We start from the raw sequence: 13,307 nt of genomic DNA, 5'->3' as shown, positions 1-13,307 counted from the left end.
ATTATACCACTTTTATCTAATTAGCGTAATCAGTTTGTGACGGCTTGCTCATGGCTGATGCCACGTTACTATTTTTCACTTTATCAAGAGCGGTCAATCGAGCATTTTGTACTTCAAGTTCAGACTTTTTAGCATGGAGTTCACTAATCTGTTTGTCCAAGCCTTGAGACTCTTTACTGTACGCGGACGTTTTAGTCGCCTGCGTCAAGTAAATCAAGCCAAGCACAGCAACCATCAGCGCAACCAGCACTGTATGGGCCACTGGGCCAAGTTTGACATTAGACCGAAAACGAGTTGCATTTTGATTGCGGCGCATCTGTTGCTGCCGTCGAGGTGTGAAAGTAGTGGATCGTGCGTACATTCTGTTTTCTATGTTATGTTTGTTATATAATTTCTAAAATTGTGACATTCCAAGACAACCTGGCCCGTCTCAAAGCCTAAGGACGGACCAGATCATCAACTGATACACTGTCCGGATAGTGCGTCAGCTATTCTACTAACGACTAATTAGCCGCGGCGAACAGCAACGCTCTCGGAGTGGTCTGCATCTTGGAACTGAACTTTGATGTGTACTGGCATAATTGCCTCCTTTTTGTGTTATGTTTTTACGGCCCAGCGAAGCTTAGCGCTCCGACTGCGCGGATTGTGAACATCTGTAGTCCCTAGAATCAATTTTTTATCAGGAATCATCAGCTCGGCTTCATACCCTGCTTCTGATTGCTCCTTAAAAAACCGTTTAACCAATCGATCTTCCAGACTGTGAAAGCTAATGATACCGACACGGCCGCCTGGATTGAGTAGCTGAGGTAATAATGGTAATACCTGCTCTACTTGCTGAAGTTCTTGGTTAACTTCAATTCTGAGGGCTTGAAAGGTACGAGTCGCTGGATGTCTTTTTAGTCCACCGCGACCAACAGTCCGCTCAATCAGCTCAGCCAGCTCAGACGTTCGCGTCATTGGACGATGCGCTACGATCGCTTTCGCAATATGCATAGCGCGCGAACGAGTCTCCTCGCCGTACAGGGTTATCAGCCGAACCAACTCATCCACTGAAGCATGATTGATGATATCAGCTACTGTCATCTCCGTCGTATCGTCCATTCTCATGTCCAACGGACCATCAAAACGAAATGAAAAACCCCTCTCTGCTCTGTCAAGCTGCGGTGACGACACCCCCAAATCAGCCAAAATTACGTCAAATTTTCGCCCAAGCTTGACCAAATCACGTGCCGCTGACGCAAAATCTTGATGCATCAATCTGACACCTTTTTCTGTCAAATCGCCTAATGTTCGAATCGCGTTACTATCACGATCAACCAATACAGCGTTCAAATAGTTATCTGTCCTCTTAAGAATCTCCCGCGCATGACCACCATAACCGGCAGTCAAATCAAGGTACGCTTCACCCCGACGAGGGGCGAGCGCACGCACGGTCTCCTCTAAGAGTACGGGAACATGAACCGGAGCGTCGTTCGACAAATCCGGCTGTGGTGGATGTTCTTTAATACTCATCATTACTCCATTATAACGGAATAATGCTCGAGATCACCTATCTGGATATTTAATTTGAGCTTTTGTGTTTGTTTTGTGTTTGTTTTTTATGTCTTTAAGAGAGGAAAAGCGTGTTTTCCAAAAGAGACTTATGTGTGAGGTGGAGTTTTTTGGGAGGTGTTTTAAGGAAGGTGCATTGCCGTTTTTATTGTGGAGCAAATAGCCACGAGTGCTCTTCTCAAATACCCAGGTAGTTGATCTCGAGAGGTTTCCTAATTGTTAATGTGCTTACAATTTCATCAATCCACATCAGCCACATCCGCTGCCATCACCCGGAAATATGCCCCGGCGCGAACCGCCACAATTTCCCGATCAATGCCAGCATAGTCCAGCAAATGCTGCTCTACTGTCACTCGACCCTGTTTTTGGTCAAGCGTGGATGCCGTTTTACCCCGTCGGAACTTGACGTTCAGGTCAGCAATTCGCTCATCCAGGATACTACCCTGCAAGGCGCTTTCAACCTCCTTATCCCAGACACGCCGTGGATAGAGGTGGAGATATTTACCAAACCCTCTGGTCAGAACCACACCAGACGCAAATTCCTCTCTGAGTTCAGCCGGCATCGTCAAACGACGCTTGTCGTCCAGCTTTCGCTCAAAGTAATCTACTTGCACTGAGGCTCCTTCCCTGACGGAATTAGATTGATTTTTTAATGTTAGTGGTTGTTTGTTATTGTTCAACGGCTGTTGCCGTTACCACTGACTTCATAATACTACCCACAACTACCCACTTGCAAGTCCTTTTTAGTACTTTCTACCCATTTTATCCCCAAATGAAAACTTTTCCACAAAATTGTGGAAAAGTCTAGTGTACTATGTGGCTAGCTGGACACTATGATCGCAATCGCTTCACAACCATACCATACCATTTACCACTTGCCCGCAGAGTGCGCTCCATGGTCTTTCTATCAACCTTTGCTAGCCCAAATTTCGGCCAGTATCCCTTATCCCATTCAAAATTATCCAGTAAGCTCCAGTGCAAATAACCGATAATCTTGACGTCTTCTTTGAGCGCCCTATCCATAGCCCGAATCGTTTCCATCAGCCACCACTTGCGGTGCTTATCCGCTGTATCAGCTAGTCCATTCTCTGTGATAAAAATTGGTAATTGGTGCTTTTTGTACGTCTCAACCAACAGCTCATACAATTTGTCTGGCTGCATGTCCCAGCCCAAGTCGCTTTCTGGGTTTTTCTCAGAATTATGTACACGATACCCAAAAAACCGCTGCGCAAAGTAATAATTGATCGCCAAAAAGTTACTGTGTTTGCGTACTCGCCGAACGATCCACTGATTGACTAGATAGTCAGCCACTCGAGCGCTCAACCGCGATACCCACGCATCATCTCCAGCATAAATGTACGATAGATTATGCGCCATCGACACCTTGTGGCGGCGATTTTTGCACGCCAGCTGATAAACCTTCTTGTGCGCCCGTATCAGATTCAGTAACACCTTAAATCCAAGCAGTTTTTTGGTTTGGTTTGGTGGCCATGTTCCCTGAAAATAGCTTTCTCCGACATACACCAGCGGCTCATTGATACTAATAATCCACTCCAAATCACGGCCCAATTCATCCAGAATTTTTTCCACAAATCGCACAAAATAAGCCACATTGCTTCGCTTCTCAAAGCCACCCTTCTCAGCAAACCAAACTGGCAAAGTAAAATGAAACAGTGTCACCACAGGGGTGATTTCCAATTCTTTCAGTCGCTTCAAATAAGTGCGGTAATGATCAATGACCGACGCATCCCAAGCGCCCTCTTCCGGCTCCACACGAGCCCATTCAATTCCAAACCGAAACGAGTTAAGCCCCATCTGCTCTAATAGCTGGAAATCTTCCTCGTAGCGCGAATAGTGCTCAACAGCGGTGCCTGAAACATAATTGTCAGGATTCGTAGCCTCTTTTTCCACATGTGACCACATGGCAGTTCGTCCAAAGCTGTACGGCGCCTGCGTGGCTAGCTTTTTGGCATTTTCCAGTTCCCAGGCGGTCCACTGATTGTTCAAGCCTCCCTCTGTTTGATGCGCCGAAATAGCCGCACCCCATAAAAATCGTTTTGGAAAGCTTGGATTCGATCGTTTTGTCTCCGTCATATCTATCATTATACCGTATATTCTGCTTACGCTACGGTATCCTCCCCAAAATGCTTCTGCAGTCGCATGCGAATTGAGCCTTCGTGACGACCAAGCTTCTGACTAAGCTGCTGGATGGTTGCGCCTTGCAAGAACTCCTGTTTGAGGATATCGTCGTCAGCTTTTTCCCACGGCATATAGGCCTTGGGATAGGTTTCGCGCATTTTGGCAATTTTTTGCTGCCAGCTGCCGGACTGAGATTTCTTACCGGATTTTTTCGGAACTGACTGCTTTCGCTTCATTTCCTCCAACATCGGACGATAGTGGTTGGCCGCTTCACTACTTGTCCGCTGCAGCACCTCGTCAATTGCCAGCGCATCGGGCGAGACTTCCAGCGCTTTGCGGTTAATGCCGTAAAGATATAGATTTTCCAAATCCCGCACCCGGCTCAAGGCCACGTAGCCCATGCCCTCAACAAACGCCTTTCTCAGGTCAATCCGAGCCGCATCCAAGGTCATACCCTGGCTTTTATGCACCGTGATGGCCCACGCCAGCCGCAGCGGCACCTGCGAGATACTCGCCCGCTTGCGTTCGCCGTCACGCAGCTCCCAGACATCTGGCAGCATCGTCACCTGCCGGCCGTTACGAAACTCCACAATCGGATAATCGGTCAGCGGCTCAAAATCCACCACCGTGCCGATACTACCATTGGCGTACAATTTCTGCGGCGAATTTTTCACCGCCATCACCAACGCACCCAGTTTCAACACGAGTTCGCTCGGCGCCAGTACCGACCGCTGCAAGTTCTCGACATATACTTTTGAACCGGTCGTCGTCTGCTGGTACGTTCGTTCCCCACCCGCCAGTTCCGCCAGCTTCTGGCTGTTAATGGCGTCGACATCAACATTGACGGTGTGTAGTTCGGTGATATCACCATCAGGCAATTCGACCTCCGTTCGCGCCAGCAACATCTCAGCATGATGCCGCCTGATATCGTCATTCCTCAGTGCCGTCAAAATCTCGAGGAGTTGCTCGTCATTTTGCCGATATTGCCGCTGCAGATATAGCACCGCCGGCTGTAACTCCTGCCACGCTTCCGAATACACCACAAAACCACCGCCCTGCTCACCCGGACGATTGATTGGCGGTAATTGGAAAAAGTCACCACTCATCACTAGCTGAATACCGCCAAATGGCTGGTCATTCTCCCGGACACCACGCAACACCCGATCGACCATGTCCAGCCGAAAATCATGCAGCATGGAAATCTCGTCAATCACCAGCACATCAGTCTTCATAATCACCTCACGTCGCGTTTTTGACAGCCGATCAAAAAAGTTGTTCGCCAAGTGATCACTGACACCAATACCACTCCAACTGTGAATGGTATTACCGCCTAGGTGCGTCGCCGCCAAGCCCGTCGTCGCTGTTACCGACACCTTTTTACCCTGGTCACGCGCCTGCGCAATAAAAGTATTCAGCAGGTGCGTTTTGCCGGTACCCGCCGCACCCGTCAGCAGCGCCGACCGACCGCTCATCAAAATCGCCAGCGCCAATTCTTGATCCATAGTTAACCTCGTGGCGGTTCGCCTTCTGGCTCGCCCAACAGTTTTTTCGATTTAATTTCGTAGCGCTTGCCGGTAATTTTGCTCTCAATGTAGTCCTCGTTGATCAAGTTCACAAACATATCCAGATCATTGCCATCCATGATGATAATCGCGCCGTTATCATCGCTCATTAGCTCCAATTGCATCTCGTCGGCATAGTCCAGCACCTGCTCTTGTTTGACCTCGCCGATCTCCAATTTTTGCAACTTATTGATGGTCTTTTTGCGTTCCTTGACCAGCGCATTCAGGTCCAGCCCTTCAGGAAAACTTAGCTTATATTGCTTTTCAATTTCCGCCACTTTCTTATCGGCAATCACCTGCTTCTTGTACTCATAGCCAAACATCCGCTCAAACTTGCCTGGATTAAAGGCAAAAATATCCTGACCGATGATCAGCGCTTGGTTATCATCCGGCACCTTAAAACCGACTTCCGCCTTAAATGCACCAAACTTGCCGTCAGAAAACTCCCACGCCAGCGCACTTTTGAGCGTCTGCCCCTGCTGGATCAGCTTGGCTGTATAAAAGATTCTTTCTGGATCATTTGGATCGGTAAACCGCGCCAGCACGCCCTTCATTCGCTTAAACTCATGCTCGGTTTCCGAAAACTCCACGATGTCGCCGCGCTCATGTTCAATCAAATGAATCAAGGTTTCCGCTCGGCCAACCTTGGCGAGATCCGTCCGCAGTAGCACGTTTTCTTCCGCTTCGCTCAGCTCATAGTCCCGCACACTGAGGCCAGTGCCCGCCCCTAAAGTAACTTGATTGATATAATCAAACAAGAATAACGGTCGCAGCTGCTGCTCAACATCGCCCTTCAAAGGCATAGCATACGGCGTGTAATTTTTATTAAATAAGAACAGCTCAATCTGTAAATCGTTCTTTTTCGCGTCAGTTTGATTCGCCCACAAAAAAATATCAGTCGTTTCCCTCACTTCTTCCATTACCCTAGTATAGCAATTTTTACTAGGCACCGCCAGCTAGGAGGTTATATATCGACCAAATTGTCTATCTGCTTCAGTCAACATTGTTTCATCCACCATAATCTTACTGAGATCTTCCTGTTTCAATACCTCATGTGGCGGTTGGACTACAAATAAACCGATTGCCAAGGCGGCCATTTTTAAACACTGCGTCGTCTGTTCACGTGTCAGGTTGGCCTCTGGGTTAAGACCTTGCTTCACCATCGGACCAGCCAGCCCTTCAAGCCTGTCTCCCATGTTAGGATAATACCATATAGTCACTATTCCCTGCTTTGCATACATCTCAGACGGTAGTGCTATATTTTTATCACTATCTGGATCAACCTTGCCAGCTAGTTTATCGTGATCCTTACTATCACCGACACCTGCCCTGACATATAATGCATCACCACGAAGATCAACCGCCGTGGCAACACCAAGGCGTGCGTACAGCAAATCAGCCGAATCTGGATAGGAGTAAAACGGATGTAACTCAAGCTGCACGCGGTCTGGCACGTGTAATTCGCTCATGTTTTATATTATATCAGAAATATATTATTTAGTCAATCTCTCGCCTTCACGCGCTCGGTTGGCCCACTCATCCGCCAACTCATTACCTTCGTCGCCCTCATGACCGCGCACCCAGCGGAGTTCTGCCTGCGAATTTGAATACAGCTCATATAGCTCACGCACAATGTCCAGATTTTTGATCTCACCGCCCTTCTTTGTCCAGCCGCGCTGCTGCCAACCTGGCGCCCACTTGGTCACCACATTGATCCAAAATTCGCTGTCAGTGTAGATCACGCACGGCGCCTCGTCCGCGTCCTGAAGCGCCGCTATCAGCGCCTTGCCTTCCATGCGAATGTTAGTCGTCTCACCGTCCTCTGAGCCCAAAATCCACGGCTCAAGATCACGAATCACCGCAAACCCACCTGGACCGGGATTTGGCGAAGCAGAACCGTCAGTGTAGTAAATCGTCATATAGCTAATTATATACCATTCAGCGCTGATCTAGCCATATCGCGAACACGCTTTAATAACAACTCGCGTTTATCTAACGCCTTCTCCTTAAAGTGAACCACTCGTTCACGGCTCTGGTTCGTTAGATGATCTTCCTTAGAACCATCTTCAGGGCTCGTAAAGTAATCCTGTTTACGCTGCCAAATGTCAATTATTGCATCAGCTGTCTCATCAGTCATATTCACTAAATCACCATATATCTTGCGCAGTTTAAAGAAGAAGTGCGCCGCCTTTTTACCAGTTCGTGCCACCAAGCGAGCATCTGGCGTCGAGAATTGCATCTCAAATGGTGCAAATGGCACACGCTTGTCACCCGTCTCAGAAAAACCAGTAATTTTTGCGTCAGTAAAGTCCCTGCCGCTGTCTTTAAAACTAAATAATTCCATGTCGGCGTCAGGAATCCTCTCAAGGACTGCCCTGCGAATATTATCCTGAAATTCTGGAGATCCCTTGATGACAAAGCATTCCTTATCGCGTCCAGGTGACGGATATGGCGTAATATTCTCGTCATTCAAAGCATTAACCACTGCCTCAACATATGCATCAGCCATCTGCGTATCATCCTCAGCAATCACCACCATGCCGTATAGATCAATCGGATGGAATTCTCCCTCATCCTTCAGTGGTTGAGAATGTGGCTCATAATATCCTATACGCCTTAGAAACTTTCTCAAATACGAGCCTCGTCCCTTACCGCGAGCTCGCGCTTCTAGCCTACTACCGCTTTGCAGAGTCACAGTACCAACCTCAAACAGCGTATTGTGGGGTGAGGTCGTCTCCACAGCTGGCCGCAAATCTGGTTTACCAAGCAACCTAGAAAAAATTTGCTTAATATTATTCATAGCAAAATTAAATCGCTCAGGATTGACCGAGTCCTTAGGGCCAAAATGCAGCGATATCACTCTGTCTACCTCGTTCAAAAGCGAATCAATATCATTACTCAAATCGCTGCCATCCATGCCATCGCCAATATTTCGCCCAGTAATGATATCTACTTCATCATTCAGCTCGGACTCCAAATTATCAAGACCAACAATACTACACACGGGAATTAAAAAGTTTTTAGCAAACACCGCCTGTTTATAAGCTGCAGCATCATGATACGGAGTAGCCTTTAGTTTGGCAAGTGTTACCGCCCCGACGATCATCGCTGTTTCTAGTCCAATACCCTGAGCACCCTCACCCTTAGTTGAAAACGTTTTGATCAAATCATCGATACGTGGCGCTGGGATTGGCGGATTCTCAGACCACGGACTTTGCGTATTGTCCTCTCCTAAATCACCAGGGATTTGCTGACCGTCCTCCAGCCGCAATGCTTTACCCTGTAGTGTCGTCTCGTCAACTCCTTCAATATACGATTCAAACAAACCCTGTAAGACTTTGTAGTCCTCAAGAATACCAATCACCACATCTCGGTGAGACTCGGTGGTTATGGTTTCATCATTGTCAAGCGCCGATGTGATGTAGTCAATACGTTCATTCTCTTCAATGTCCGTCGGCATCTCTATGATCAGTCTTGCCGCCAAGCGACGGGCTGGCGTCATGTGATGACCACTAAACGTCTCCACCAATTCCTTGGACAAGGCTTCAGAATGATAAAATATCTCACCTCTCCGAGAGAAGTTACCAGAATTATCAATCGTCTTTTCTGACTTTTGTGTATTATTTGTCATAATCAACAGATCACACTATATCACAAAATATAATATTTTGCAAGTATAGTACTTCCTTTACAGTCTCAATTTATCTAGGCAAAATAAATTCGCATCAACTCGCGTGCTACTCTGTCAGCGTCGTGTCGAATCAAACTGCGTTGTGCTGCCAGCGGGTCACTGGCAGCGTTGGTGTTCTCCCAAACTTCATCAGCGATCAATCGTTTTCCCGAAGCGTAAAAATGCTTCTTTTTCAGCTCTTCTTTGTTCCACTCGACCAACAGTTCGCCATCTTTAGCATACCGGTCGATCAATTCCTGCGACGGGCGATGGTTATTGTACAATACATGGTCCAATTTGACACCTGCAAACCGTTCAATTTCACTGGCATAATCCGCAACCGTAAACTCATCAGTCTGACCAGGCTTGTTCACCAGATTACAAACGTATACCTTTTTAGCCTTGGTCTCAGCGAGCGCGCGCGTTACGCCACTGACCAACAGAGCCGGCGCCAGACTACCATACAGCAGCCCCGGCGCAATCACCACCAAGTCCGCGTCTAGTATCGCCTGCCGCGCCTGAGGATTGATGCGAGCAGTCGGCTCCAGGTCTAACCACGGACGCTCACCAACCGGGATGATCAATGATTCAGCCTCATGCTGACCCCTGACAACCGTGCCGTCGGCCAGTCGCGTAACAAGCGTTATATTATCAAATGTGATGGGCTCTACTCGTCCTCGGATATTGAGCACTTCTCCAGCCACTTTGACAGCTTCGGTAAAATTACCAGTCATTTTTTCTAGGGCTGCCATGAATAGATTGCCGAACGCGTGGCCTTTCATACTACCTTCATCAAAACGGTAGTTAAACAGGTCTCTCACCTTTGGTGAGGTACTCAGCGCCACCAAGCACTGCCGGACATCACCAGCCGGCAAAACCCCCAATTCATCCCTCAACTGTCCTGTTGATCCACCATCATCCACCATGTTAACCAAGGCGGTAATGTTGTGTGTATAATTTTTTAATCCACTCAGTAATGTGAAGCTACCCGTACCGCCGCCGATAACGACAATGTTTATACCCATCAGTTCCATAGCTTGACTATATCACGAAAAAAACTTACGTCAACGTACCCTTTGGTAGCGCCCATTCGAGGAATGGTTGCTGCTGGTGATTAACCGCGTTAATGATGTGCGCGGCCACTTTGGCTGGGTCATTGAAAAACAGATAGTCAACTGGTAGCTCTCGGCCATTCCAGAACGGCGTTTTCATGGCGCCAGGCAAAAACAGCGCGACTTTCACTGGTAATTTCTGTTCATCTGCCTGCATCCCCAAACTGCGCGCCAGCCCTGCTTGGGCATGTTTGGTTGCCACGTATACCGCTTCGTCCCCGCGAGCTTTGACGCTACTGGTCGAACCGATGATGGTTAACACTGACTTCTGATGTTGACGGGCCATCTTGCGCCACGCCCACTGTACCAGTGGCAGCGCACCAGCAAAGTTCACCTCCGCCATGGAGCGTGCATCCAACTGATCTTCAAAATTACCACGCCAGCCATAGCCCGCTGCCCACACAAATTGTTCAATGGCGTCGCCGCCCAAAATCTGCTCAATCCGCGCTGGCGCTGCTTCAACCTGCTCGGGATAGTACACGTCCAACGGGAATCCCTCGCCATGCTCCTGAGCGTTATGCGTCTTCCCCAGTACCAGCACACGCTTGCCGCTTTCTCTGAGCTGCCTGGCCATTTCCAGGCCAAGCCCACTCGTCCCACCAAGAATAATATGCATATGGTTATTATAGCACACACGGCTCCAGCTGTACGCTTAACGATATGTAAATAAAACACCTACTATTCCTGGCGTCGCTTGACACGAGCACAACACACTAACCAGCCTAGTACTAGCCCTAACACAATTGATAACGACAAATACACCAAGACAAATTTTGCTTTAGTTAGTAGCGAAGTGCTTGTTACTAATAACGGATTTACGGATGTTGAAGGCTGGATAAGCATGAAAGCAAAACACATATTTTCCAACCAGTCACATATAGCACCTAGAACAGGAAGCAATACTAGCCATCGAGTATGGTTCCACCAATTAGGCACAGTACGCCGCAGGAAAAACGCCAAAGTATAGACATAAAATACCGCATATATCGCCGCATAAATAGTGTCAATGGGTAGAAAAGTGTACAGATAGACGTTTCTACCAGCGTCGCCTAGCGCCAAAAGGTTATCGTGAACATAAATACCATCATTACCAAAATTAAGATCAAATATCCCCGCACCACTGGCAACCGACGACACATAACTAGCCGCGAACCGCATCGCCATCATACCAAGGAGAAAAAGCACAAGCAATACCCCAATATGACGAAACCTTGTGGCTTGAACGCTACGAATTATACGCATGATTTTATTATATCTCAGATTTACTTTTTTAATGATATCGCTCCACAAACCGCCGCAGTACCAACTCTGGCCAAGTGATAACTTCTTGCTGGGCATTGGCTATCAATAAGTCGGCTTCTTCGGGGGCAAAATAGCCAGCGTGCTTATAAATATTGATACGCAGCGCCAGACCATCAGCATCAAGTTCAGGGTGAAATTGCGTGGCATAAACATTGTTGCCAGCACGCAGCATTTGCACACACGTGCTTGAACGAGCCAGTACCGTGCAACCGCTTGGTGGATTCATCACACCCTCTTTGTGCCCGACAAAACCGCGGAAAACTGATGGAAAATCTTTACATAAGTCGTCCTGTTCGCCTTCGCGCGTTGCAGCAATATCCACCGCGCCAACCGCCTCAGGATAGTCAAAGCTCATCCGTCCACCCATGGCCGTCACCACCGCGCCAACACCTAAACACGCTCCCAAAAATGGCGCGTCTGCCTCAATGATTCGACGCATCAATGGTAAAATATAGCTTTCAAATTGCTTCTGCTCGAGCGATTTTTGTGCTTCGTCATACGCGAAGTTGGCCGGGCCGCCACCCATGATGATCCCAGCATAATCATCCAAATTCACCACTGGCTCATCACCGCGTTCTAGTCTCAGCCGCACCAATTGGTTAGCCTCTAGCCCACCAAATCTCAAAAATGCTTGATATTCATCATCCGATGCTTCAGCCTCAGGGCGCGATTGTAGTAGTAAAAATGGTTTCGTCATAGCGCAATTATATCACCTTAATATAACCACTAATCTCTTGCCATTTCATATGCGCCCTATACGCTCGAGCTGGCGCGTCAACCTCGCTCTTCTGAAGCAATAATTCCTCAGGATCAACAAACATTACCTCATCACCCTCTTCGCCCGGCATAAAATCAAAATTCTCTGGCCAGACACGGCAATAAAAACAGATTTGATTAGCGTCAATCCGCTCAATGTACATCTCATCCGACGCGTCAAAAAGTTGATAACGCAGATCACCCTTGTAGCCAACTTCTTCGTGTAGCTCACGTTTCAGTGACGATTCAATCGTCTCACCGAAGTCCATGCCACCACCCGGCAAATCCCAATACGTCCGATCAATTTCTTTGACGACCAAAATTTGCCCAACGTCGTTGTAAATTAGCGCTTTGAGAGAGATGCGATACAGACAATCCAGATGATCTGTGCCATCTAAATTCTGCGTAATGATATGTCCTTTGATAGTGTTTGACATGAAAGTCATTATACTACACCTGAGCGCTAGATAGCTGACACCATTTCACCTACCGTATATTTCTGTCTTTCCAATATTCATGATTAACTGCTCATTGGGTGTTAACACGTTGGGAATTACCTAAATTACCTAATTGTGATACTCTTTTATTTTACCGGCATATTCAGTCAAAAGATTCTTTGAATAAATTTTTTCATTTCTTGAATTTCTAACTTCTTTCCAAAGAATAGAAGCTACTTTTAATTTGTTCGAATAGTTGCGACTATTTTCGTCTGCACTAAAATCCTTTAAAAATTGATTCCATTGACAAGCCGAATTATCATACTTGGCATAATCTGATTTCCCATAATAAACTTCTAGCATATCTTGAATGGTAAAACTCAAATCATTTTCTCTCTTTACTTTTCTCCAAGCGGTAGCCATATCAGCATTAAATTTAAATGGTGAGACATCTGTTAAAATTGAGAAATATTCTCTAAAGTGCGTATTAAAGGAAAACCCGCATTCAAGTAATGGAGTATCTAAGGTAATAGTTTCTACTCGTTTCTTTTCATTTTTTATTGATGACTTTTTAATCAAATTACCCTTAAAGTACTGCTCAATAATGTGATTGAGTTCCTGTTTTGTGCCTTTATATTCTAATCCTAATGACTTGCATATCTGCGAAAGTTCTTCACGATACCAATAGTATTTATTAAACTCGTCAAACGATGTAATTTTATCAAACTCAGGTCTACTTTTTGTCAATATTGTAGCTCCTTAAACCCAATTTACTTTT

General features: G+C 46.9%; 15 protein-coding genes. All 15 read right to left on the bottom strand.

Annotated elements, in window-relative coordinates; all coding sequences use genetic code 11:
- Positions 1-16: 16 nt before the first annotated feature.
- The gene (locus tag FBF37_RS01195; RefSeq protein WP_138078700.1) at positions 17-361 is read right to left on the bottom strand and encodes a hypothetical protein; all 345 of its coding nucleotides are present in this window, start codon (positions 359-361) and stop codon (positions 17-19) included.
- A gap of 236 nt (positions 362-597) precedes the next feature.
- Positions 598-1,515 carry a 16S rRNA (cytosine(1402)-N(4))-methyltransferase RsmH gene (gene rsmH / locus FBF37_RS01190; protein WP_236861256.1) on the bottom strand — a complete coding sequence of 306 codons (918 nt, stop codon included), beginning with the start codon at positions 1,513-1,515 and terminating at the stop codon, positions 598-600.
- A 275-nt stretch (positions 1,516-1,790) separates the two neighbouring features.
- Positions 1,791-2,165 carry a division/cell wall cluster transcriptional repressor MraZ gene (locus FBF37_RS01185; RefSeq protein WP_138078698.1) on the bottom strand — a complete coding sequence of 125 codons (375 nt, stop codon included), beginning with the start codon at positions 2,163-2,165 and terminating at the stop codon, positions 1,791-1,793.
- Positions 2,166-2,382: 217 nt separating this feature from the next.
- Positions 2,383-3,645, bottom strand: a complete 1,263-nt coding sequence (locus FBF37_RS01180) for a glycoside hydrolase family 1 protein (protein WP_174843574.1) — start codon at positions 3,643-3,645, stop codon at positions 2,383-2,385.
- Between the two features lie 26 nt (positions 3,646-3,671).
- On the bottom strand, positions 3,672-5,192 hold the full coding sequence (locus FBF37_RS01175; protein ID WP_138078694.1) for an ATP-dependent DNA helicase: 1,521 nt from the start codon (positions 5,190-5,192) through the stop codon (positions 3,672-3,674).
- Positions 5,193-5,194: 2 nt separating this feature from the next.
- Positions 5,195-6,172, bottom strand: coding sequence for a Kiwa anti-phage protein KwaB-like domain-containing protein (locus FBF37_RS01170; protein ID WP_138078692.1), 978 nt, complete (start codon positions 6,170-6,172; stop codon positions 5,195-5,197).
- Positions 6,173-6,208: 36 nt separating this feature from the next.
- Positions 6,209-6,721: a hypothetical protein gene (locus FBF37_RS01165; RefSeq protein ID WP_138078690.1), complete on the bottom strand. Its 513-nt coding sequence runs from the start codon at positions 6,719-6,721 to the stop codon at positions 6,209-6,211.
- A gap of 24 nt (positions 6,722-6,745) precedes the next feature.
- Positions 6,746-7,171, bottom strand: coding sequence for a ribonuclease H family protein (locus FBF37_RS01160; protein WP_138078688.1), 426 nt, complete (start codon positions 7,169-7,171; stop codon positions 6,746-6,748).
- 8 nt (positions 7,172-7,179) lie between these two features.
- Entirely contained in the window at positions 7,180-8,883 is a 1,704-nt protein-coding gene (locus tag FBF37_RS01155) for a hypothetical protein (RefSeq protein ID WP_138078686.1), read from the bottom strand.
- A 74-nt stretch (positions 8,884-8,957) separates the two neighbouring features.
- The gene (locus tag FBF37_RS01150) at positions 8,958-9,956 is read right to left on the bottom strand and encodes a gluconeogenesis factor YvcK family protein (protein ID WP_138078684.1); all 999 of its coding nucleotides are present in this window, start codon (positions 9,954-9,956) and stop codon (positions 8,958-8,960) included.
- 25 nt (positions 9,957-9,981) lie between these two features.
- Positions 9,982-10,650, bottom strand: a complete 669-nt coding sequence (locus FBF37_RS01145) for an SDR family NAD(P)-dependent oxidoreductase (RefSeq protein WP_138078682.1) — start codon at positions 10,648-10,650, stop codon at positions 9,982-9,984.
- A gap of 62 nt (positions 10,651-10,712) precedes the next feature.
- Complete coding sequence (locus FBF37_RS01140; RefSeq protein WP_138078680.1) at positions 10,713-11,276, bottom strand: hypothetical protein; 564 nt, start codon at positions 11,274-11,276, stop codon at positions 10,713-10,715.
- A 28-nt stretch (positions 11,277-11,304) separates the two neighbouring features.
- Complete coding sequence (locus FBF37_RS01135; protein ID WP_138078678.1) at positions 11,305-12,033, bottom strand: glutamine amidotransferase; 729 nt, start codon at positions 12,031-12,033, stop codon at positions 11,305-11,307.
- Positions 12,034-12,040: 7 nt separating this feature from the next.
- Entirely contained in the window at positions 12,041-12,529 is a 489-nt protein-coding gene (locus FBF37_RS01130) for an NUDIX hydrolase (RefSeq protein WP_174843573.1), read from the bottom strand.
- Positions 12,530-12,658: 129 nt separating this feature from the next.
- Entirely contained in the window at positions 12,659-13,276 is a 618-nt protein-coding gene (locus tag FBF37_RS01125) for an SAP domain-containing protein (protein WP_138078674.1), read from the bottom strand.
- Between the last annotated feature and the right edge of the window lie 31 nt (positions 13,277-13,307).

This window comes from Candidatus Nanosynbacter featherlites, from assembly GCF_005697565.1.
GTDB classification, from domain to species: Bacteria; Patescibacteriota; Saccharimonadia; order Saccharimonadales; family Saccharimonadaceae; genus Nanosynbacter; species Nanosynbacter featherlites.
This window is presented reverse-complemented; position numbering and strand designations above follow the sequence as displayed.

Coding starts and splice junctions, on each gene's coding strand:
- FBF37_RS01195 (WP_138078700.1), bottom strand. CDS start 361: ATGTACGCACGATCCACTACTTTCACACCTCGACGGCAGCAACAGATG.
- rsmH (WP_236861256.1), bottom strand. CDS start 1,515: ATGATGAGTATTAAAGAACATCCACCACAGCCGGATTTGTCGAACGAC.
- FBF37_RS01180 (WP_174843574.1), bottom strand. CDS start 3,645: ATGACGGAGACAAAACGATCGAATCCAAGCTTTCCAAAACGATTTTTA.
- FBF37_RS01175 (WP_138078694.1), bottom strand. CDS start 5,192: ATGGATCAAGAATTGGCGCTGGCGATTTTGATGAGCGGTCGGTCGGCG.
- FBF37_RS01170 (WP_138078692.1), bottom strand. CDS start 6,172: ATGGAAGAAGTGAGGGAAACGACTGATATTTTTTTGTGGGCGAATCAA.
- FBF37_RS01165 (WP_138078690.1), bottom strand. CDS start 6,721: ATGAGCGAATTACACGTGCCAGACCGCGTGCAGCTTGAGTTACATCCG.
- FBF37_RS01160 (WP_138078688.1), bottom strand. CDS start 7,171: ATGACGATTTACTACACTGACGGTTCTGCTTCGCCAAATCCCGGTCCA.
- FBF37_RS01155 (WP_138078686.1), bottom strand. CDS start 8,883: ATGACAAATAATACACAAAAGTCAGAAAAGACGATTGATAATTCTGGT.
- FBF37_RS01150 (WP_138078684.1), bottom strand. CDS start 9,956: ATGGAACTGATGGGTATAAACATTGTCGTTATCGGCGGCGGTACGGGT.
- FBF37_RS01145 (WP_138078682.1), bottom strand. CDS start 10,650: ATGCATATTATTCTTGGTGGGACGAGTGGGCTTGGCCTGGAAATGGCC.
- FBF37_RS01140 (WP_138078680.1), bottom strand. CDS start 11,276: ATGCGTATAATTCGTAGCGTTCAAGCCACAAGGTTTCGTCATATTGGG.
- FBF37_RS01135 (WP_138078678.1), bottom strand. CDS start 12,033: ATGACGAAACCATTTTTACTACTACAATCGCGCCCTGAGGCTGAAGCA.
- FBF37_RS01130 (WP_174843573.1), bottom strand. CDS start 12,529: ATGTCAAACACTATCAAAGGACATATCATTACGCAGAATTTAGATGGC.